This is a genomic window from Zwartia panacis (assembly GCF_030410395.1).
In the GTDB taxonomy this organism is placed as follows: domain Bacteria; phylum Pseudomonadota; class Gammaproteobacteria; order Burkholderiales; family Burkholderiaceae_B; genus Zwartia; species Zwartia panacis.
The window spans coordinates 358,207-378,413 of the sequence record NZ_JAUHHF010000003.1 but is presented as its reverse complement, the minus strand read 5'-3'; the positions used below and the strand labels follow the sequence as shown (position 1 = coordinate 378,413).

General features: G+C 55.6%; 20 protein-coding genes. 15 read left to right on the top strand and 5 right to left on the bottom strand.

The features are described from left to right. Positions 1 to 40: 40 nt before the first annotated feature. From pncB to accD, 6 genes are all read left to right on the top strand, one after another. A complete protein-coding gene (gene pncB / locus QWY30_RS06570; protein WP_290239360.1) occupies positions 41 to 1,219 on the top strand; it encodes a nicotinate phosphoribosyltransferase in 1,179 nt (392 codons plus the stop codon). A gap of 48 nt (positions 1,220 to 1,267) precedes the next feature. Beyond that, positions 1,268 to 1,618, top strand: a complete 351-nt coding sequence (locus QWY30_RS06565) for a RidA family protein (RefSeq protein WP_290239357.1) — start codon at positions 1,268 to 1,270, stop codon at positions 1,616 to 1,618. A 78-nt stretch (positions 1,619 to 1,696) separates the two neighbouring features. Continuing rightward, positions 1,697 to 3,934 carry a RelA/SpoT family protein gene (locus QWY30_RS06560; RefSeq protein ID WP_290239535.1) on the top strand — a complete coding sequence of 746 codons (2,238 nt, stop codon included), beginning with the start codon at positions 1,697 to 1,699 and terminating at the stop codon, positions 3,932 to 3,934. A 153-nt stretch (positions 3,935 to 4,087) separates the two neighbouring features. Then, a complete protein-coding gene (gene trpB / locus QWY30_RS06555; RefSeq protein WP_290239355.1) occupies positions 4,088 to 5,287 on the top strand; it encodes a tryptophan synthase subunit beta in 1,200 nt (399 codons plus the stop codon). Between the two features lie 24 nt (positions 5,288 to 5,311). After that, complete coding sequence (gene trpA / locus QWY30_RS06550; RefSeq protein WP_290239353.1) at positions 5,312 to 6,169, top strand: tryptophan synthase subunit alpha; 858 nt, start codon at positions 5,312 to 5,314, stop codon at positions 6,167 to 6,169. Continuing rightward, complete coding sequence (accD, locus tag QWY30_RS06545; RefSeq protein ID WP_290239351.1) at positions 6,166 to 7,050, top strand: acetyl-CoA carboxylase, carboxyltransferase subunit beta; 885 nt, start codon at positions 6,166 to 6,168, stop codon at positions 7,048 to 7,050. Before trpA ends, accD begins: the two co-directional genes overlap by 4 nt. Before the next feature lie 90 nt (positions 7,051 to 7,140). Here the strand turns inward: accD and QWY30_RS06540 are convergent, their stop codons facing one another. Next, on the bottom strand, positions 7,141 to 9,954 hold the full coding sequence (locus tag QWY30_RS06540; RefSeq protein ID WP_290239349.1) for a ribonuclease E/G: 2,814 nt from the start codon (positions 9,952 to 9,954) through the stop codon (positions 7,141 to 7,143). A gap of 295 nt (positions 9,955 to 10,249) precedes the next feature. Continuing rightward, complete coding sequence (locus QWY30_RS06535) at positions 10,250 to 10,435, bottom strand: hypothetical protein (RefSeq protein WP_290239347.1); 186 nt, start codon at positions 10,433 to 10,435, stop codon at positions 10,250 to 10,252. Between the two features lie 137 nt (positions 10,436 to 10,572). Here QWY30_RS06535 and QWY30_RS06530 point away from each other — a divergent pair, with 137 nt between their 5' ends. The 4 genes from QWY30_RS06530 (at position 10,573) to msrQ (ending at position 13,874) form a co-directional block, all read left to right on the top strand. After that, positions 10,573 to 11,550 carry an RluA family pseudouridine synthase gene (locus QWY30_RS06530; protein WP_290239345.1) on the top strand — a complete coding sequence of 326 codons (978 nt, stop codon included), beginning with the start codon at positions 10,573 to 10,575 and terminating at the stop codon, positions 11,548 to 11,550. Then, entirely contained in the window at positions 11,547 to 12,203 is a 657-nt protein-coding gene (locus tag QWY30_RS06525; RefSeq protein WP_290239344.1) for an HAD-IIIA family hydrolase, read from the top strand. The genes QWY30_RS06530 and QWY30_RS06525 overlap by 4 nt, the downstream gene beginning before the upstream one ends. Before the next feature lie 77 nt (positions 12,204 to 12,280). Further along, a complete protein-coding gene (gene msrP / locus QWY30_RS06520) occupies positions 12,281 to 13,240 on the top strand; it encodes a protein-methionine-sulfoxide reductase catalytic subunit MsrP (RefSeq protein WP_290239342.1) in 960 nt (319 codons plus the stop codon). 7 nt (positions 13,241 to 13,247) lie between these two features. Then, positions 13,248 to 13,874 (top strand): protein-methionine-sulfoxide reductase heme-binding subunit MsrQ, encoded by a 627-nt coding sequence (gene msrQ, locus QWY30_RS06515; RefSeq protein WP_290239340.1) that lies wholly within the window; start codon positions 13,248 to 13,250, stop codon positions 13,872 to 13,874. A 25-nt stretch (positions 13,875 to 13,899) separates the two neighbouring features. Here msrQ and QWY30_RS06510 read toward each other — a convergent pair whose 3' ends face one another. The 3 genes from QWY30_RS06510 to QWY30_RS06500 are packed head-to-tail and all read right to left on the bottom strand — an operon-like array spanning position 13,900 to position 16,107. After that, positions 13,900 to 14,736: an N-acetylmuramoyl-L-alanine amidase gene (locus QWY30_RS06510; protein ID WP_290239338.1), complete on the bottom strand. Its 837-nt coding sequence runs from the start codon at positions 14,734 to 14,736 to the stop codon at positions 13,900 to 13,902. Continuing rightward, a complete protein-coding gene (locus QWY30_RS06505) occupies positions 14,736 to 15,488 on the bottom strand; it encodes an SAM-dependent methyltransferase (protein WP_290239336.1) in 753 nt (250 codons plus the stop codon). Before QWY30_RS06505 ends, QWY30_RS06510 begins: the two co-directional genes overlap by 1 nt. Next, the gene (locus QWY30_RS06500; protein WP_290239334.1) at positions 15,472 to 16,107 is read right to left on the bottom strand and encodes a Maf family nucleotide pyrophosphatase; all 636 of its coding nucleotides are present in this window, start codon (positions 16,105 to 16,107) and stop codon (positions 15,472 to 15,474) included. Before QWY30_RS06500 ends, QWY30_RS06505 begins: the two co-directional genes overlap by 17 nt. A 134-nt stretch (positions 16,108 to 16,241) precedes the next feature. On the opposite strand from QWY30_RS06500, the gene QWY30_RS06495 reads away from it, so the two are divergent. From QWY30_RS06495 to fabD, 5 genes are all read left to right on the top strand, one after another. Beyond that, positions 16,242 to 16,841: a YceD family protein gene (locus QWY30_RS06495; protein WP_290239333.1), complete on the top strand. Its 600-nt coding sequence runs from the start codon at positions 16,242 to 16,244 to the stop codon at positions 16,839 to 16,841. A gap of 49 nt (positions 16,842 to 16,890) precedes the next feature. After that, a complete protein-coding gene (gene rpmF / locus QWY30_RS06490; protein WP_028816958.1) occupies positions 16,891 to 17,073 on the top strand; it encodes a 50S ribosomal protein L32 in 183 nt (60 codons plus the stop codon). 101 nt (positions 17,074 to 17,174) lie between these two features. After that, positions 17,175 to 18,215, top strand: a complete 1,041-nt coding sequence (gene plsX, locus QWY30_RS06485) for a phosphate acyltransferase PlsX (protein WP_435433371.1) — start codon at positions 17,175 to 17,177, stop codon at positions 18,213 to 18,215. Further along, positions 18,212 to 19,198 carry a beta-ketoacyl-ACP synthase III gene (locus tag QWY30_RS06480; RefSeq protein ID WP_290239328.1) on the top strand — a complete coding sequence of 329 codons (987 nt, stop codon included), beginning with the start codon at positions 18,212 to 18,214 and terminating at the stop codon, positions 19,196 to 19,198. Before plsX ends, QWY30_RS06480 begins: the two co-directional genes overlap by 4 nt. Before the next feature lie 70 nt (positions 19,199 to 19,268). Beyond that, a complete protein-coding gene (gene fabD, locus QWY30_RS06475; protein ID WP_290239326.1) occupies positions 19,269 to 20,204 on the top strand; it encodes an ACP S-malonyltransferase in 936 nt (311 codons plus the stop codon). The last annotated feature ends 3 nt before the right edge of the window (positions 20,205 to 20,207 follow it).

Genomic DNA, 20,207 nt, shown 5'->3' with positions numbered 1-20,207 from the left:
TGGCTGTGCTAATGTTTAAAGAAATTGCGAAAAACAGCCCATGATCATCAAATCCCTGCTGGATACAGACCTTTACAAATTCACCATGATGCAGGTGGTGCTACATCACTTTCCTGCCGCCCAGGTCGAGTACCGCTACAAGTGCCGCACGCCGGGGGTCAATTTGCGACCCTATCTCGATGAGATTCGCGCCGAGATCCATAGTCTGTGCCAGTTGCGGTTCAACGAGGAAGAGCTCGCCTATCTGGGGGGGCTGCGCTTTATCAAAAGTGATTTCATTGATTTTCTCGGTCTTTTTCATTTGCCGGAGAAGTGCATCACCGTGACGGAAGGGACCTTGCCCGGAGAGATCGATATCCAGGTCAAGGGCTCTTGGTTGCACACGATTTTGTTTGAAATCCCGGTCCTGGCGATTGTCAACGAAGTGTATTTCCGCAGGACTTGTACGAACCCTGACTGGGAAGAGGGACGAAAAAGACTTCAGACCAAGATGAAGCTCGTGCTTGAAGCGACCGATCTCGACGATTTTCGGGTGGCCGAATACGGCACCAGACGACGGTTTTCGCGTGAGTGGCACGAGGAAGTGGTCATTACAATGAAAGCCCAGATGGGTAAACATTTCGCGGGCACGAGTAATGTCTGGTTCGCGATGCGACATGGCGTATTGCCTTTGGGCACGATGGCCCATGAGTATTTGCAGGCTTGTCAGGCACTCGGTCCGCGCTTGCGTGATTCTCAGGTGTTTGCGTTGGATACTTGGGCCAAGGAATATCGGGGCGATCTGGGAATTGCGTTGTCGGATGTGTATGGTGTTGCCGCGTTTTTGCGCGATTTCGACATGTATTTTTGCAAGCTCTTTGATGGCGCGCGTCACGATTCCGGCGATCCATTTGACTGGGGCGAGCGCATGATTGCGCATTACAAGGCTAACCGAGTGGATCCGCGTACCAAGACATTGATTTTTTCAGATGCGTTAACATTTCCACGTGCCATCGAACTGACGCGTCGCTTTTCAGGAAGATGCAAGACGGCCTTCGGTATCGGGACCAATCTGACAAATGATCTGGGGCACGAACCCTTGCAGATCGTCATGAAAATGGTGCGCTGTAATGGTCAACCTGTGGCCAAGGTGTCAGATGCGCCAGAAAAAACAATGTGTGATGACAAGGCCTACCTTGCATACTTGCGGCAAGTCTTTGAACTCCCTCCCGCCGAATGAATCCAACCCCTGGTGCGCGAAGCACCACTTTCTAATCAAGGAAAAACAATGAGCAATATCAAACGTGTCAATGTAGGCAAACGACTCTCCGACATGGCGGTCTACAACGGCGTGGCCTACCTTGCAGGTCAGGTCGCCAACGACACAACCCAGGATGTTACGGGACAGACGGCTCAAGTTCTGGCTGCGATCGATGCTTTGCTCGCTGAAGCGGGTACGGATAAAACGCGCATCTTGATGGCGCAGGTTTTTGTGGCCAACATCGCTGAATATGACGGCATGAACAAGGCCTGGGAAGCATGGGTGCCCGCTGGTCACACACCTCCGCGCGCCACGATCGAAGCCCGGCTCGCCGGTCCCGACTACAAGGTCGAAATCGTTGTGACAGCAGCTGTTTGAGTGCGGTGACGATATTTTGAGTTTGAAAGCTTGGTGTCCCCTGAACAACAATTGGATTTGAATGCGCTGACCGTCGACATGAATGTTGACGAACAGGCCTTGTTGCGTCGGGCGGCACAGTGGGCGAGCGAGGCGCTTGGCGATCAGTGCACACCCTCGGGTGAGAGACTGATCGACCATGCACTGGGCTCGGCCAGTATTTTGTGCGGAATTCAGGCTGATCCTGCCACGCGGACTGCGGCTCTTTTGGTGGCGTCCTCAGAGGTATTGCAACCGGACCTGAACCGGGGGCGACAGCTCGATCCGATCAAGGATCAGTTCGGTGCCGAAGTCAGTCGCCTCGTGCAGGGCACTCGCGAACTGTTGCGCCTGAGTGGCATTGCGAGCGCCGCAAGCGATGGCTCGGACGATGCGCCGATGCAAAAAGAAATGTTGCGCAAGATGCTGCTGGCAATGGCGGCAGATTTGCGCATTGTGTTGCTCAGGCTGGCCTCTCGCCTACAGACACTGCGCTGGCACGCGAGCGCAAAGGTACCCTGTCGGCCGGCTTTGGCGCGTGAAACACTCGATTTGTACACTCCGTTAGCCAATCGTCTGGGGATCTGGCAAATCAAGTGGGAAATGGAGGATCTGGCTTTTCGGTTCACCGATCCTGCCCGTTACAAAGAAATCGCCGGCTTGCTCGAAGAAAAACGTACCGAGCGTGAACAGTTCATCGCACAAACGGTTGAACAACTCACATCAGCACTCAAAAAAATGGGTATCGCCGCGGACGTCACCGGTCGACCCAAACACATCTACAGCATCTACAACAAGATGCGCCAAAAGAATCTCGATTTCAGCGAGTTGTTCGATGTCCGTGCCATGCGCATCATTGTTCAAACAGAGCGAGATTGCTATAGCGCGCTTGGATTGGTGCATGAGCTGTGGGTCCCGATGGCCGATGAGTTTGATGACTACATCTCTCGTCCGAAGCCTAACGGCTATCGCTCTCTTCACACTGTGGTCGCCGATGCTAACGGCCGACCCTTTGAGGTGCAGATTCGCACGCGCGCCATGCACGAATTCGCTGAATTCGGGATGGCGGCGCATTGGCGTTACAAAGAAGGACCGCGTCCGGGCGCCGCTGATCCCTCCGCGCAATCCGGTCAGTATGATCGACAGCTCGCCTGGATGCGTCAATTGCTTGCCTGGAATACCGATGCTGCCAAGCGACCAGGCGGCGGTACCGGCACAGCGGCCGCATCCACGCTGGACTCCGGGTCCGTCACAGAGCGGCGCGCCTCCGCGCGCATGACAAAACCGCCCGAGGAGCGCATTTACGTTCTGTCTCCACAGGCGCGTGTGGTCGAGCTCCCGCTGGGCGCAACCCCTGTGGATTTTGCCTACTACTTGCATACCGATCTTGGGCATCGTTGTCGCGGCGCGCGTATCGATGGTCAGATGGTGCCTTTGCAGACTCAGTTACAAACCGGTCAGACAGTCGAGATCGTGACCACCAAGTCTGGCGGTCCCTCTCGCGACTGGCTCAACCCACAGCTTGGCTTTCTGGCGAGCCCGCGATCCCGCGCCAAGGTGCGTGCCTGGTTCAACGCGATTGAGCTCCAGCAGCGCATCAACCAGGGACAGGCATTGGTTGAAAAAGAACTCCAGCGTCTGGGTAAAACTGCCGTCAATCTTGAACAGCTCGCCCAGCAGTTAGGTTTTGCGCAGGCCGATGACTTGTATGTAGCTGCTGCCAAGGAAGAATTCAGCTTGCGTCAGATCGATGCTGTGTTTCAGCCAGTTGCCGCACCCGCGCAGCCCAGCCTGGAGTCGCTGATGGTGCACGCGCCGCGTGTCGATCGTGCCGGAGTGGGTAAGAGTGGTGTGCTCGTGGTGGGTGTCGATTCTTTATTGACACAGCTAGCCCGTTGCTGCCGGCCTGCGCCTCCGGATGCGATTTCAGGTTTTGTGACAAGGGGCCGGGGCGTATCGATTCATCGTGCGGACTGCGCGAGCTTTTTGGCGCTGAAAGTTCGTCAGCCTGAACGCGTGATTGACGTGACTTGGGGCGAGCATGAGGCGCAAGCCCTCTACCCGGTTGATTTGTATGTTCAAGCGCAGGATCGTGCCGGCTTGCTTCGGGATTTGTCCGAGGTGTTCGCCAGGCTGCGGCTCAACGTTATCGGGGTCAATACGCACAGCAAAGCCTCCATGGCCTATATGTCTTTTACCGTGGAGATTCGCGACGGAGGCGAGTTGCAGCGCGCTTTGGCGTCGTTGCGCGAAGTCAGCGGCGTCTTGACCGCCGAGCGACGCTCGCCAGGCGCCTGAGACCCCGGCAAGAGACGAGGTGCAAATTGAGGGATTGCCAGCGGCTTTTACTGCGGTTTTTCCTGTGACACTGGTAAAATCGAATCTTCCCGTTGCTTGATGCACTTGGCATATTGTTGCCGGTGTAGCTCGGTCTGATCTGGAGATCCGGTCTTGAAACCCTATGACTTCCCCGATGCCAAAGGGCATTTTGGTCCTTACGGCGGTGTATTCGCAGCAGAAACCCTCATGCAGGCCATCGAGGAGTTGCGTTTGTCTTATGACAAATACCGCAACGATCCCGATTTCCTGGCTGAGTTTGAATACGAGCTCAAGCATTTTGTCGGGCGTCCAACGCCGGTCTACCATGCCCGACGCTGGTCCGAGGAGCTTGGCGGTGCGCAGATCTGGTTCAAGCGCGAAGACCTCAATCACACGGGCGCCCACAAGATTAACAACAGTCTCGGACAGGCGTTGCTTGCGCGACGCATGGGTAAGCGCCGCATCATCGCTGAAACGGGGGCTGGTCAGCACGGTGTTGCGACTGCGACCGTATGTGCCCGTTATGGCATGGAGTGCGTGGTTTACATGGGTAGCGAGGACGTCAAGCGTCAGTCGCCAAACGTGTTTCGGATGAAACTCCTTGGCGCGACCGTGGTGCCCGTCGAGTCCGGCTCCAAGACCCTCAAGGACGCCTTGAACGAGGCCATGCGCGACTGGGTGACCAACGTCGATAATACGTTTTACATCATTGGTACCGTTGCAGGTCCCCATCCCTATCCGATGATGGTCCGCAATTTTCACTCCGTGATTGGTCAGGAGTCCATCGAACAAATGCCTTTGTACGCTGGACGTCAGCCTGATTACGTGTTGGCCTGCGTGGGCGGCGGCTCAAACGCGATGGGTATATTCCATCCGTATATTCCATATGAAAACACCAAACTCGTCGGCGTAGAAGCGGCGGGCGAGGGCGTCGACACCGGGAAACATTCCGCGTCGCTGACCGCTGGACGAGTAGGCGTATTGCATGGCAACCGCACTTACGTGTTGCAGGATGAAAACGGCCAGGTCGCCGAGACGCATTCTGTATCGGCCGGTCTGGATTATCCAGGCGTCGGTCCCGAGCATGCATGGCTCAAAGATAGTGGGCGCGCCTCCTATGTCAGCGTGACCGATACCGAAGCATTGGCAAGTTTTCACCATTGCTGCAGGATCGAAGGTATCATCCCGGCGCTCGAGACATCACATGCGCTGGCTTACGCTGCCAAGCTTGCACCAACGCTTTCCAAGGATCAGGTCATTCTGGTGAACTTGTCCGGCCGAGGCGACAAGGATATCAATACCGTCGCGCAGCGTGCGGGCATCGTGCTCTAAGGTTTTAAAGGTTTTTTGATAAATATGGCTCAACACAAAGATCGCATCGCCGCGGCGTTTGCCCGCGCTGCGCAACAGCAGCGCGCTGCGCTGATTCCCTACATCGCAGCGGGCAACCCCTTGCCTGAGACAACGGTGCCCTTGATGCATGCACTCGTCAAAGCGGGTGCCGATGTGATCGAACTCGGTATCCCTTTTTCGGATCCGATGGCTGATGGCCCCGTGATCCAGCGTGCAGCAGAGCATGCGATCTCCCAAGGCATTGGACTCAAACACGTATTGGGGATGGTGGCAGAGTTTCGCAAGAAAGATCAGGACACTCCGATTGTGTTGATGGGTTATGCCAATCCGATTGAAAACATCGGGCATCAAGCCTTTGCAGAACAGGCCGAGCAGGTGGGTGTTGATGGACTGCTGACTGTTGATTATCCCCCAGAGGAAATCGACGATTTTGTTGGTTTACTCAACAAGCATCACATCGCGCCTATTTTCCTTCTGGCCCCGACTTCGACTGAGACCCGCATCAAAGCTGTTGGCAAAATTGCCCGTGGTTACGTGTACTACGTCTCATTGAATGGTGTGACGGGTGCAGGTCACCTCGATACAGCGGACGTTGCCACGCGCCTCAAAGGTATCCGTCAGCACGTTGCTTTGCCTGTGGGCGTGGGTTTTGGCATCAGCGATGCAAAAAGCGCACAAAGCATCAGTCTGGTTGCCGATGCAGTCGTGATTGGTAGCAAACTGATCGACACCATGACCAAAGCCTCGGCGGGCCTGCCCAAAGACCTGCAGTCTCAGGCGGCGATCGATGCGGGTGCGGGTTGGTTGGCAGGTATTCGTCAGGCAATGGATGTTGCCCGACAAGCGGAGCATGCAAAATGAGTTGGCTCGGTAAACTTCTCCCGCCCCGTATCAACAAAGTTCCTGCGCAGGAAACTGCGAGTAAGCGCGTACCCGAAGGCCTCTGGGTCAAATGTCCCTCTTGTGAATCCGTGCTTTACAACGAAGATCTTGCGGCGAATCTTCACGTATGCCCCAAGTGTGATCACCATATGCGGATCGGCGCGCGTGCACGCATTGAATCATTGCTCGATATTGAGGGGCGAGTAGAGATTGGATCCAATACCCGATCGATGGATCCGCTGAAATTTAAAGACTCGCGTAAATACCCTGAGCGTGTTCAAGAGGCCGTTCGTCAAACTGGCGAGACCGACGCACTGGTGGTGGTCAGCGGCGCCATTCGGAGCGTGCCCTGCGTACTCGCATGCTTTGAATTCGAGTTCATGGGCGGCTCCATGGGTTCTGTCGTGGGTGAGCGTTTCGTCCAAGGTGTTCAGGCAGCGATTAAAAACAAAGTCCCCTTCATCTGTGTCGCGGCTTCGGGCGGTGCACGGATGCAGGAAAGTTTGTTTTCTTTGATGCAGATGGCTAAAACCAATGCCATGTTGACGCGTTTGGCCGAGGCGAAACTGCCTTTCATCAGTGTCCTGACGGATCCTACGATGGGAGGTGTCTCGGCTAGCTTCGCGTTTATGGGCGATGTCGTGATTGGTGAACCCAAAGCACTGATTGGTTTTGCGGGGCCGCGTGTGATTGAGCAGACGGTCCGTGAGAAACTGCCCGAGGGTTTTCAGCGTTCGGAGTTTTTGCAGCAAAAAGGGGCAATCGATATGGTCCTGGACCGGCGTCAACTTCGCGAAGAGCTTGCGCGGTTGATGGCGATTATGATGAATCAGCCCATGGATAGCGTGGCTGCTGCTTAAAGATCGTACAAGTCAAGATCGCACAACGATCTCTTGCAAACTAAAACGGCCCATCAAAAATATTGATGGGCCGTTTCTTTTTACAGACTCTTAATGCCGGTTGGTTTCAACCTGAATCAAGGGCGTATTTGAAACAACGGGCTGAGGCTTGGGTTCACGTCCAAGCTTGACAGGCACCACACGCTGATTTGCCATCGCCTGAGCGACACGAACTGGATCGCTTTCAACCCACTGCAAACCTGCCGACTGCACGATCGCGTGCAGAGTTGCAGTGTCGGCGCGCGGCGTGGCGGGAACCACGATCGGAGCAGACGGTGCCGAGTAGGTCTGAGCGGGTACCGGTGCAGGGGTTGGAGCACTAACCGGCACGACCTGAACAGCAGCGGGTTGAACCGGAGCAGGTTCAACCGGAGCGGTTTGAACCGGAACAGGTGCAGGTGCAGGTGCAGGTGCAGGTGCAGGTGCCGGTGCAGATGCTTGTACAGCATTCGCAGTGGCGACAGGCGCTGCCGAAGGTGTCGGCGCAACTGATGTTGTGCCAGAGGCAGGTTCGACATAGTTCACAGGTGCGCCGGAAAGCGCAGTGCTGGAAACGTGAGCGAAACCTTCGTTCTCTTGTGCCTGATCGTCACGGCCTTCGAGATTCGACCCTTCATCGCCTGTACGACGACCACGACGGCTACGGCGACGGCGACGTTTGCGTTCTGGATCAGCTTGATCTGCTTCGTCCTCGGCGAGTCCTTGAGGATCGAGACCTTGTTGCAGGTGGGCTTGATCTTCTGTCAGCTGACTCACGGAAGGTGTTGGGCGTGGAGCTTGGGGGCGGCGCTCGTTTGGCGCAGCAGCATCGACTGCCTGCGTGTTGTTGGTGCCGCCTTCGACTTGGTCCGCGCGAATATCCGAACCGTCTTCGCGGCGCTGTCGGCCACGACCACGGCGGTTACGATTACCGCGTGGGCTGTCTTCGCCTTGATCAGATGTTTCGCCTCGCAACTGAGGAGCGCGGTCACTGCGCTCGTCATTTTTCGGGGCGCGACGTTGATCGGGCGTGGCGGTCAGCTCGGGGGTGGCGGGACGACCGTCTGTGCGATTGTCCGGACGACGTCCACGGCCACCGCGATTTCCACCGCGACGGTCACCCTGGGCAGAACGGCCGCGATCGCGTGAATCACTAGCCTTGGGGGCTTCTTCTTTCTTTTCCGAGGAAGATCCACCTGAGAGCCAACCGAAAAGGCGTGAGAACAGACCGGGTTTAGCCTCTGCTTCCGCTTTTTTGGCGGGAGTCGAGGAAACCGGGGCAGGTTGTGCAGGGGTGATGCCCTTGACTAACGCTTCGGGTTTGGCTTTGACTTCTTGTTCCTTGGGGGCCCAGCTCATGTCTGTCGAAGGGGCATCCACCAGATCGAAGCTGGTTTTGATGTCTTCAAGACGAGGATCATCATGACGCAACCGTTCGATATGATGATGGGGCGTCTCGAGGTGACGGTTGGGAATCAGGATCAGATTGACCTTGAGGCGCGTCTCAATCTTGGTGATGTCAGAGCGTTTTTCATTCAGCAAGAAAGTCGCCACATCGACAGGCACCTGTGCATGCACAGCTGCTGTGTTTTCCTTCATGGCTTCTTCCTGGAGCAGACGCAAGACTTGCAGCGCGCTCGACTCGGCGTCACGGATCACACCCGTGCCGTTACAGCGCGGACACGTGATGTGTGAACCTTCATTCAAGGCGGGACGCAGCCGCTGGCGGGACAGCTCCATCAGGCCAAAACGTGAAATTTTGCCCATTTGGACACGCGCACGGTCGAAATGCAGCGCATCTCGCAAACGATTTTCAACCGCGCGCTGGTTCTTGGTGTCTTCCATGTCGATAAAATCGATCACGATCAGGCCGCCCAAGTCGCGTAAACGCAATTGGCGTGCGACTTCGTCGGCAGCCTCTTGGTTCGTGCGTAATGCGGTTTCTTCGATGTCCGCACCACGCGTGGCACGTGCGGAGTTGACGTCGACCGCGACCAGCGCTTCGGTGTGGTCGATCACGATCGATCCGCCCGAAGGCAGATCGACAGTACGCGAATAGGCCGTCTCGATCTGATGTTCAATCTGAAAGCGCGAGAACAAGGGCACATCATCGCGATAACGTTTGACGCGCTCGACATTGTCAGGCATCACAACGCTCATGAACGCAGTCGCCTGGTCAGCGATGTCGTCCGTATCAATCAGGATTTCACCGATGTCAGGTGAGAAATAATCGCGGATCGCGCGAATCACCAGGCTTGACTCGAGGTAAATCAGGATAGGGGCCGGGTTGTCTTTGGCCGCACCGTCAATGGCCGTCCAAAGCTGCATGAGGTAGGACATGTCCCACTGCAGTTCCTCGGCGTTGCGGCCGATACCTGCGGTGCGGGCGATAATGCTCATACCGGGCGGAATCGTCAGCTGATCCATGGCCTCGCGCAGTTCCTGACGCTCTTCACCTTCGACCCGACGCGAGACGCCACCACCACGAGGGTTGTTGGGCATCAGCACCAGATAGCGGCCAGCGAGGGAAATAAAGGTGGTCAGAGCTGCGCCCTTGTTGCCGCGCTCTTCTTTTTCGACTTGAACGATCAGCTCTTGGCCTTCGCGCAGCGCGTCTTGAATACGAGCTGTCCGGACATCCACACCCTCTTTGAAATAGCTTCGGGCGATTTCTTTGAAGGGCAGGAAGCCATGGCGGTCTTCGCCGTAATTCACAAAACATGCTTCGAGACCGGGCTCGATGCGGGTGATGACACCTTTGTAGATGTTGCCTTTGCGCTGTTCGCGTCCGGCGATTTCGATATCGAGGTCGATGAGCTTTTGCCCATCAACAATTGCAACGCGCAGTTCTTCCTGGTGCGTCGCGTTAAACAGCATGCGCTTCATGAGAGAGTTTCTCCATTTAAATGGCGCGCCGGAAATCGACGCGCAGCCACGCGTTGTTGGCTGCGAAACACTGAAGCAGGCAAAGAGGACGCGCGCCCTTGTTGGGACGCACGAAGAAAAGGTCTTTAGACCGGCACTGTGCGCCCTAGGGCGCGGGGTTCATTCAGCAGGAGGGTCAGGGTCACAAGAGTGTTTGACAAAAGTGGTTGACGAAAAAAATGCTGTGAACATCAGGCGGATATGTGTCAAACGCCTGGTGCAGGGATACGACGGTTTCTTGCTTTTAATCTTGCTCTTAATTCAGTATCGCGCGCGGCGAGAAGGGGCATACATCTTCGGCGCGGGCGAAACGTTTGAACGTCGCAACAACGCGCCTGAAGGGCATCCCGGTCAAGCCGACGACCAGCAACCCAGAGGACAAGAAAGCAAGCGGTACAATACAAAAATAGTGCAGTGCGCGATCCCGACGGAGACGCAACAAAATGCTGCATCTCTACGAAGGAGGGTCACGTAATGCCGCTGGTCGGCTGCTTTTCAACAAGCGCTCCCCTGCAAGGCGTTACAACCCGGCTTTCTTAACCCTTTTAAGGCTTGCCCGATTATAAGCCGCTTTTGCTGATGCGCAAAGATTCCCCAGTGACTCCTAAAAAAAATTTAAACCAAACGCATGACTCTGCGCCCGCCGTGCGTTGGGTCGAAGTCACCGAGGAGCATGACGGTCAGCGGCTGGACAATTTTTTGATGCGCCTGTGCAAAGGGGTGCCGAAAAGCCACATTTACAAAGCTGTCCGGGGCGGAGAAGTGCGTGTCAACAAAGGACGGGTCGCCCCCGACGACAGGCTCTCTCTCGGCGATGTGGTGCGCGTGCCGCCCATGCGCTTACCTGCCCCGGATGAGAAAAGATCTGTTCCAGGTAGCGAATTCCCCATTGTTTTCGAAGATGAGGGCCTGTTGGTCATTGATAAGCCCGCAGGAACCGCCGTGCATGGCGGAAGCGGCGTGTCGTTTGGCGTGATTGAGGCATTGCGTGCCGCGCGTCCCGAAGCCAAGTTTCTCGAGCTTGCGCATCGTCTGGACCGGGATACTTCTGGTTTATTGATTATTGCCAAAAAAAGAAACGTATTGCTGTCCTTGCATGAAATGTTCCGGACAGGCGGCGGAAGAAAACATTACTTAGCCCTGGTGGAGGGTGACTGGGTCAATGCCCGCCAGCACATCCGCTTACCATTAGTGAAGTGGACGACGCAGTCTGGCGAACGTCGGGTCAAAGTGGAGGCCGAAGGCCAGGTCGCCCATACGATTGTCAGTGCGTTAAAACGTTTCGATGGCTATAGTTTGGTCGATGCCGAACTTCGGACCGGCCGAACGCATCAAATACGGGTGCACTTGGCCTCGAGCGGTTTCCCGATCGTGGGTGACGATAAATATGGACGCGACGAAACACGCGCCAAATTCAGCAAGCTAGGATTCTCAAGAATGTTTTTGCATGCCTGTCGACTGGAAATGCCCCATCCCCTGACTCAGGAGCCCATGGTGCTCGAAGCGCCTCTACCGCCGAGTTGCGAGAAAATCCTCCAAAAGCTGGAGGCGAAATGAAGCCCTATTCAGTGATTGTGTTTGACTGGGATGGCACACTCATGGACTCGACACACAGCATCGTCGCTGCGATCCAGGGAGCGTGCCGTGATCTAGAGTTACGCGTTCCGACGGCGCAAGAGGCTGCCTGGGTGATAGGCCTGTCGCTGGAGCCTGCCTTAAGACGTGCTGTACCGGACTTAACCGCTTCGATGGAACCCTTGTTTCTGGAGCGCTATCGCCATCATTATCTGTCCAAGGACACGCAGCTTAAACTCTTCGATGGTGTGCCGGAGATGCTGAGTGATCTCCGGGCAGCGGGCGCCACACTTGCCGTGGCGACAGGTAAAAGTCGGGTGGGGCTGAACCGTGCGCTTGCCTCCACCGCCTTGCATGGCGCCTTTGCTGCAACCCGAACGGCTGACGAGACCTTTGGTAAACCACATCCGGGCATGCTGCTGGAACTGATCGACGAGCTGATGGTTGAGCCTGACCAGATGGTCATGGTGGGGGACACCTCCCATGACCTCACCATGGCAGCCAACGCAGGCGTGCATGGAATCGGCGTAGCCTATGGCGCTCACCCTGAGCATGAGCTCAGAGCCTGTCCGCATCACACCATCGCTGCTGATGTGCCGAGCCTGCATCAGTGGTTGCGTGAGCGGATTGCTTAAGCCCACTTTGAATACGTGATTCAGTCACCTGAAGTGTGTTTTAATCTCTAGCAGAATTCCAAATATTGGAGCCCCACATGCCTGTCTACCGCTACCCACGCATACACGCCAGTGAAATCACGCCTGAAGAGGTCTGGGCCAGCCGACGTCAGTGGATGAAAGCCGCGGGAGCGTCTGTTGCTGCCGGAACACTTGCAGGCTGGCCTTTACTGGGTTCGGCCGCGAGCCTGGCCTCTCTGAATGCCCAGCGCTCATCGAAGTATGTGTTGATGGAGCCCGTCACGCCAGAAAAAGACGCGACGACTTACAACAACTTTTTTGAATTTGGCATGGACAAAGGCGATCCGGTCAAGTACGCCAGCAAAATGCAAACCACGCCCTGGAAAGTGCGCGTGGAAGGCGAGTGCGCGGCACCCAAAACTTTTGATCTCGACGATTTGCTTAAACTCGCTCCTCTTGAAGACCGGACCTATCGTATGCGCTGCGTCGAGGGTTGGTCGATGGCGATTCCATGGATTGGCTATTCGATGTCTGAGCTGATCAAACAAGTTCAGCCAACAGGGAACGCAAAGTTTGTTGAGTTTGTAACAGACGTTCAGCCTAAAAACATGCCAGGTGTTCGGATCCGTTCCATCGACTGGCCGTATCGCGATGGTTTACGGATGGATGAGGCCATGCACCCGTTGACCATGCTGGTCATGGGTATGTACGGTAAAGTTTTGCCAAATCAAAATGGCGCACCCGTTCGTATGGTGGTGCCTTGGAAATATGGCTTTAAATCGGTCAAATCGATTGTGACCATTCGCCTGCTTGAAAAGCAGCCCGTTGGAAGCTGGGAGCAGTCCCAACCATCGGAATATGGCTTTTATTCCAACGTGAATCCCGAGGTCTCACATCCGCGCTGGAGTCAGGCGACAGAGAGACGCATCGGCGAAGATGGCGTGTTCTCACCTAAGCGTAAGACACTCATGTTTAATGGCTACGCCAACGAAGTGGCGTCCCTTTACGCAGGCATGGATTTGCGTAAAAACTACTGAGTTCAGCGTGACATCGCTTTCAGTCAAAACCATTGACCGGGCCAAACCACTGGTTTTTTTAGCGGGTCTTTATCCGCTGATCAGATGGGTGGTGCTTGGTTATCAAAATGCGCTGACTGCGAATCCTGTCGAGTTTTTAACGCGTTCGTCGGGTACCTGGACGTTGGTGTGTCTACTTGTCACACTTTCCATTTCACCGTTACGTCAATGGCTCAAGCAGCCCGCGCTGTTGCGCTGGCGTCGCATGTGTGGATTGTTTGCTTTTTTTTATGCCACGCTTCACGCCCTATCCTGGGCCTGGTGGGATCAGAGCTTTGAATTGATCCCCATGCTCTCTGACGTCTGGAAAAGACCTTTCATTCTGGTGGGCGCCGCTGCCTTTTTAACCATGTCGCTGCTGGCGATTACCTCCACCCACGGCTGGATGCGGCGCCTGGGCAGGCACTGGCAGCAGCTGCATCGTTTGATTTATCTGATCGGCGTCTTGGCGATTCTTCATTATTGGTGGCATAAAGAAGGCAAAAATGATTTTGACACCGTGCTGATTTATGCCGCGGTCCTTGCGGTTTTATTGGCATGGCGTGTGCGACGCGCTTGGTTAAAACACGCTTCTCCATCACGACACGCCTCTTAACGTCTCTTACACAAGCGGGCGACGCTTAAAGGCCGGATCCTGTCGTCGGTAGAGCCATCAGACGCGCAGCTGTTTGCGGATCGGGTCTGCTTGTGACGCGATCAGGGCGGTAATGCATCTGGAAGGCGCCAATCGCAGCCAAGGTGCCCGCATCAAAGTAATTGGATTCCGGGACTTGATAACCAACGCGTTTGAGTTGTTTCTGAAACCAGCCCGCATCCGGATAGCCCGTGCGAATGAAATTAGCTTCGTATTTTGCTGCGGCCGCTTCGTCGAACCATCGGCCTACGCCCGCCTGGGCAAACTTTTTCCATGGAAAAGAGGGGCCGGGATCAATCTTTCGCATGGGGGCGATATCGCTGTGTCCCACGATATTTTCCGGTGAGATGTTGTTGCGCTTGGCGATGTCGCGCGTGAGTTCGATGACGGCGGCGATTTGTGTGTCCGAGTAGGGCATGCCCTTGTCACCGTTGCTGTTTTTTGTCCAGCCGGGATGGACAATTTCAATGCCGATCGAACGCTGGTTCAGGAATGTCTTGCCATACCAACTGCTTTCACCAGCATGCCAGGCACTTTTGTCCTCATTGACCAGACGGTAGACAATTGGAGGTTTGTCGTCGGTGACAACATAATGCGCGCTGACATCCCGGTTGGTGAGCGTCATGAGTGCGCTGGGTTTGGTCGAAGCGGTGTAGTGCAACACAATGATGTCGATACGGCCGCTCTGACCGCGTGATTTCATGGAGTCATCAAAGCGCAAGGGACCGCTGACTTGCGAGGCGCACCCCGACAGCAGCAAAGCCAGCAAAAAAATGCTGAAACGTTTGCAAGAAGTGCTTGTTGCGGAAACGAGCGTATGCATCAGGCAGCCTGAAATAAAAAGAGGGTTGGGTGTTTATCAAGCACAGGTGCTGGCTGGGTTTTCCACTGTGCGATCGTCAGGGTGCGTATCCATTCATCTTGTGTGGTGACAGAGCGGGCTACGCAAAGCCTGGTGTTGCCTTTGAGATGTTCCGTGAGGCTCGAGAACATTGCCTGGTTGCGGTAGGGTGTTTCTATGAAGAGTTGAGACTGTTTGAGCTTGGCTGACAATTGTTCCCAGGCTTTGAGTTGTTTGGCGCGTTCAGCAGGCTCGACGGGCGCATAGCCATGAAACGCAAACCGCTGACCATCCAGACCACTGGCCATCAGACCCAGCAAGATGGAGGAGGGCCCGACCCAGGGCTTGACGGTGGCCCCCCATTGATGGGCCAAAGCGACTGCGCGTGCGCCCGGGTCTGCGACGGCTGGGCATCCAGCATCCGACACCAGACCGATATCTTGGCCCGTTTTGAGAGGGGCGAGCCACTGTGCGAGGCTGGTATCCTCCGTGCGCGTATTCAGCTCGTGGAGCGTAACTTCCTGCAGGGGGTGAACGAGTGGCGTCAGTTTGAGAAAGGCTCTCGCGACTTTGGCGTTTTCCACAATGTAGGTCTTGAGGTGCCCGGCTTGCGACTGTGCTTGCACGGGGAGCCACTGGTCGATCGGGGCCTCGCCGAGTCCGACTGGAATGAGGTGCAGCGTGCCCAGGCCGCCTTGGGGTGAACGTCGGGTTTGTTTAGGGTCGGGCAGCATGAGGGGATGAAACCGAAGAAGTTGAAATCGCCTGAACGGCATGTTCAAGCGGATCGAGACCAAATTCTGCGAGCAGATGTGTCAACGCGATCAGGGGGAGGCCAATAATGGAGGTCGGGTCTGTGCTTTCCATGCTTTGCATCAAAGCAATCCCCAAAGATTCCGCTTTGGCGCTGCCCGCTGTGTCGTAAGGGGCATCGATATCCAGATACTTCTCGATGGCAGCGTCCGAGAGCGTCCGAAAAACACAGGTTGTGGGAACGTCGACTGTTTGGATGCGATGGCCAAGCGCCACTGACATGGCGCTGTGAAAAATGACGGACTGACCGGACAATGCTCTGAGCTGGCGTTGCGCGCCTGCTCGATTACCCGGTTTTCCAAGAGGTTGTCCGTTGAGCGATGCAGCCTGATCGGCACCGATGACGATATGCCCCGGATACTTGGCCGCGATAATTTGCGCTTTGGCCCGGGCTAGGCGGCATGCCAGTGTATGCGGTGTCTCGCCAGGCAAAGGAGTTTCATCCACATCGGGAGATACCGTGAAAAAAGGAACTCTTAGCCTGGAAAGAAGTTCTTTTCTGTACGGAGAGCTTGAGGCGAGAATAAGAGGGTGGATCACTGTTGTTTCAGTCGGTTTGAAATTGACGATACAGGGGTAAACACGCTATTATCTCTTGCTTTGCTGCATTTTTGGTGCGGTTTATAAGCGCTTTGTGGCAAGCAACTTTGCCAAGAGATTTGAGGCAAGCAATTTTGTCAGAAGATTTTAATGCCGCATTCCGGTTGAGTGCTCCACCCGTCGTCGATGCGTTTGATTTCGCGCGCCGTGGTCAGGTGTTGAAAGGTGCCTTCAGTGTGCACAGACTGGGTCGCTTGCTTGAGGGCTTGCCTGAACAGCCCGTATCTGAGCTCGGTGTTCTCGATGGTCCACCAACCGTTCCCGGGATTGTGCGCTACGAGATTGAAGGCCGTCGTACCAAAGACGACAAGTCCGAGTTGGTTGTGAGGATACAGGCCAATTTGGTGCTGGAATGCCAGAGATGTTTAGGTGAACTCGTTTTTCCTGTGAATCGGCAAACGGTGTTCGAGTTGGTTCGGCGTGAGTCTGACCTCGACGATGAAGAAATCGAGGACGACGATTTCGACCGTCCAGAAAAGATTGTAGGCTCGCCCAAGTTTGACTTGTGCGATTTAGTAGAAGATGAGTTGATTTTAGATGTTCCCTACGTTCCGAGGCACGAAGTGTGTCCGGAAACAGCCGATTTGGATGCACAAGCCGATGAAGAAGCTGGTAGGGAAGAGCCTCTCTCGCCGTTCGCGGTGTTGAGTCAGCTCAAAACCAAGGGTCAGTAGTTGTTATCAAGATGGTTGGCGTACAATTCGCCAATCCACAGGAGTTGTCATGGCTGTTCAGCAAAATAAAAAATCCCCGTCCAAGCGCGGTATGCACCGTTCGCACGACTTTTTAGTGAATCCCCCAACGGCTATTGAGCCGAACACGGGCGAGCAACATCTGCGTCACCACATTAGCCCGACAGGCTTCTATCGTGGTCGCAAGGTTCTCAAGACTAAGACTGACGAATAAAACGCGGCTGACGGGCTCTGACCTCGTCTAGGCGCGCCTCGTCTAAGCGCGCTACGTTGCATCATCACGTGGCTACCGTAATTCGCATCGCGATAGATTGTATGGGTGGTGACGAGGGTATCCCCGTCACTGTCCCCGCTGCGTTTGCTTTCGCACAACGCTACGCTGATACGCATTTGCTTTTGGTGGGCCTGCCCGAGGAAATCGAGCAGGCTGTTTCCGTTTGTGCAAAGCGTTATCCGGATGTGTCATCCGATCGTTATTCGATCGTTGCGGCCACTGAAGTCGTAACGATGGATGATCCCGTCGAAGTCGCTTTGCGTCGCAAAAAAGACTCATCCATGCGCGTGGCGGCTCAGGCGGTCAAGGATGGTCGTGCTGATGCGTGTATTTCGGCTGGTAACACCGGCGCCTGGATGGCGATTTCCCGCTACGTTCTGAAAACACTTTTCGGCATTGATCGGCCTGCAATCGCCTCGGCGTTGCCGAACCAAAAAGGCGGCACGACAACGATGCTGGATTTGGGCGCTAACGTTGATTGCACTGCGGAACACCTACTGCAATTTGCCATTATGGGAACTGCACTCGCACAGGCGGGCGATGTGAACCATTCTCCCTCTGTTGGACTGCTCAACATTGGTGAAGAGGTCATCAAGGGCAATGACATCGTCAAGCAGGCTGCAGAGTTACTGCGCCAAAGTACGCTCAATTTTTATGGAAATGTCGAGGGCAACGATATTTTCAAGGGCACGGTCGATGTGGTGGTCTGCGATGGCTTTGTAGGCAATGTCGCTCTCAAGTCTGCCGAGGGTGTGGCACGAATGATGTCGGTCATGGTGCGCGAGGAATTCAGCCGCAACATCTTCACTAAATTATTGGGTTTGATTGCGATGCCCGTTCTGGCGAAGTTTCGGCGTCGTGTCGATAATCGTCAATACAATGGGGCCGCCTTGCTAGGATTGCGTGGCGTAGTGATCAAGAGTCATGGTGCCGCGGATGCTGTGGCATTTGGATGCGCACTTGAGCGTGCACGCGAAGCGGTGCAGACAGGTTTGCTCAAGCGAACAGCCGAGGCGATTGCCAAATTAACAAATTCACAAGTCGAAGCAGTGTCTTCGACTCAATCGGGAGATTCCGAATGACCCAGGTCAAGCCTTTTGCGCGCATCGTTGGATCAGGCGGTTTTTTGCCTCCGCGCGTTGTGACCAATGACGACCTGGCTGCGGAGTTGGCGACACGTCAGATTGAAACTTCGGATCAGTGGATCACGGAACGTACCGGTATTCGTCAGCGCCATCTTGCCGACAAGGGGATGACTACGAGCGCACTGGCAACTGAGGCGGCTCGCCGCGCGCTTGCCGATGCGGGAGTTGAGGCGGGCGAAGTCGATCTGATCATTGTGGCGACCTCAACCCCTGATTTTGTTTTTCCCAGCACGGCATGCCTGGTGCAAGCCAATCTGGGCAACAAGGGTGCTGCCGCGTTTGACGTGCAGGCAGTTTGCAGCGGTTTCGTGTACGCATTGACCACAGCTGACAGTTTTATCCGTGCCGGACGCGCGCGCTGCGCACTCATTATTGGTGCCGAAGTTTTTTCAAGCATTCTCGACTGGAGCGATCGCTCCACCTGCGTGTTGTTCGGTGATGGTGCGGGTGCGGTCGTCCTCAAGGCCAGCGATGCGCCCGGGATCCTGGGCGCCGAGCTGCATGCCGATGGTAGCCAGATGAATATTTTGTGCGCCGCGGGTAATGTCGCTTTTGGACAGGTGACGGGTGATCCGTTTTTGCGTATGGACGGCCAAGCGGTGTTCAAGCAAGCTGTGACGGTTCTTGATCGCTCGGCACGGACAGTGACCGAACAAGCGGGTGTCGCCCTGTCTGAAATCGACTGGCTGATTCCACACCAGGCCAATCTGAGAATCTTGACGTTTTTGGCTAAAAAGCTGGACATTCCTGTCGAGAAAGTTGTCATCACGGTCGATCAGCATGCCAATACCTCAGCCGCGAGTATCCCTCTGGCATTCGATGTCGCACGTCGGGATGGCCGAATCCAGCCCGGTCAGCTTGTGTTGATGCAAGGTGTTGGAGGCGGGTTTACCTGGGGTTCGGTACTGGTACGTATGTAACAGTACTTAAAGACACTGATGTAGTAATGTTCAGTTATCCATGTTTCAATTATTTTTGCACAGCGACATCATGAAATTTGCGTTCGTATTTCCTGGTCAAGGTTCCCAGTCCGTTGGCATGATGGATGTCTGGTCAGGTCATCCTGCCGCCATGCAAGTCATTGCCCAGGCGAGCGCCGCGCTGGGAGAGGATCTCGGTAAACTGATGGCCGAGGGCCCGGTTGAACAGCTCAATCTGACAACCAACACGCAGCCAGCCATGTTGACCGCCGGTGTCGCGATGTTCGAGGCTTGGCGTGCGGCCGGAGGTCCGGTGGCCTCTTTGATGGCGGGACATAGTCTGGGTGAATATGCCGCATTGACGGCTGCCGGCTCTTTGTCCCTGGCTGATGCGGTGCGTCTGGTGCGTATTCGCGCGGATGCGATGCAGGCGGCTGTGCCTGTGGGCACGGGCGCCATGGCTGCTGTCTTGGGTTTGGAGGATGATGCGGTGCGCGCGGCTTGCGCCGAGGCCGCCCAAGGACAAGTGGTCGAGGCCGTGAATTTCAATGCGCCCTCGCAAGTGGTGATCGCCGGACACGCCGAAGCCGTGCAGCGCGCCATTCAGACTGCCAAGGCGGCAGGCGCCAAACGCGCGATGCTTTTGCCTGTCTCCGCTCCGTTTCACTCCAGCTTGCTTAAACCAGCCGCTGAGGTGCTTCAAGGGGCTCTCGCGTCCGTGGAGGTTTCTGCTCCTCAGGTTCCCGTCATTAACAACGTCGATGTGGCGATTGTGCAGGATCCTGCGCAGATCCGGGATGCTTTGGTGCGTCAGGCCTGGCATGCTGTGCGTTGGGTGGAGATCATCCAGGCCATGCGCGGCCAGGGCATCACCCATGTGGTCGAGTGCGGTCCAGGCAAGGTATTGACAGGAATGGTCAAACGCATTGACCCGGACCTGGTGGCGCTCTCGGTGACAGACCCAGAGTCGATGCAAGCCGCCCTGGATACGCTGTCGGCTGCCTAACGA

What these genes read in the sequence shown, in the direction of transcription:
- pncB (WP_290239360.1), top strand. Translation starts at nt 41, where the DNA reads ATGATCATCAAATCCCTGCTGGATACAGACCTTTACAAATTCACCATG.
- QWY30_RS06565 (WP_290239357.1), top strand. Translation starts at nt 1,268, where the DNA reads ATGAGCAATATCAAACGTGTCAATGTAGGCAAACGACTCTCCGACATG.
- QWY30_RS06560 (WP_290239535.1), top strand. Translation starts at nt 1,697, where the DNA reads ATGAATGTTGACGAACAGGCCTTGTTGCGTCGGGCGGCACAGTGGGCG.
- trpA (WP_290239353.1), top strand. Translation starts at nt 5,312, where the DNA reads ATGGCTCAACACAAAGATCGCATCGCCGCGGCGTTTGCCCGCGCTGCG.
- accD (WP_290239351.1), top strand. Translation starts at nt 6,166, where the DNA reads ATGAGTTGGCTCGGTAAACTTCTCCCGCCCCGTATCAACAAAGTTCCT.
- QWY30_RS06540 (WP_290239349.1), bottom strand. Translation starts at nt 9,954, where the DNA reads ATGAAGCGCATGCTGTTTAACGCGACGCACCAGGAAGAACTGCGCGTT.
- QWY30_RS06530 (WP_290239345.1), top strand. Translation starts at nt 10,573, where the DNA reads ATGCGCAAAGATTCCCCAGTGACTCCTAAAAAAAATTTAAACCAAACG.
- QWY30_RS06525 (WP_290239344.1), top strand. Translation starts at nt 11,547, where the DNA reads ATGAAGCCCTATTCAGTGATTGTGTTTGACTGGGATGGCACACTCATG.
- msrP (WP_290239342.1), top strand. Translation starts at nt 12,281, where the DNA reads ATGCCTGTCTACCGCTACCCACGCATACACGCCAGTGAAATCACGCCT.
- QWY30_RS06510 (WP_290239338.1), bottom strand. Translation starts at nt 14,736, where the DNA reads ATGCATACGCTCGTTTCCGCAACAAGCACTTCTTGCAAACGTTTCAGC.
- QWY30_RS06505 (WP_290239336.1), bottom strand. Translation starts at nt 15,488, where the DNA reads ATGCTGCCCGACCCTAAACAAACCCGACGTTCACCCCAAGGCGGCCTG.
- rpmF (WP_028816958.1), top strand. Translation starts at nt 16,891, where the DNA reads ATGGCTGTTCAGCAAAATAAAAAATCCCCGTCCAAGCGCGGTATGCAC.
- plsX (WP_435433371.1), top strand. Translation starts at nt 17,175, where the DNA reads ATGGGTGGTGACGAGGGTATCCCCGTCACTGTCCCCGCTGCGTTTGCT.
- QWY30_RS06480 (WP_290239328.1), top strand. Translation starts at nt 18,212, where the DNA reads ATGACCCAGGTCAAGCCTTTTGCGCGCATCGTTGGATCAGGCGGTTTT.
- fabD (WP_290239326.1), top strand. Translation starts at nt 19,269, where the DNA reads ATGAAATTTGCGTTCGTATTTCCTGGTCAAGGTTCCCAGTCCGTTGGC.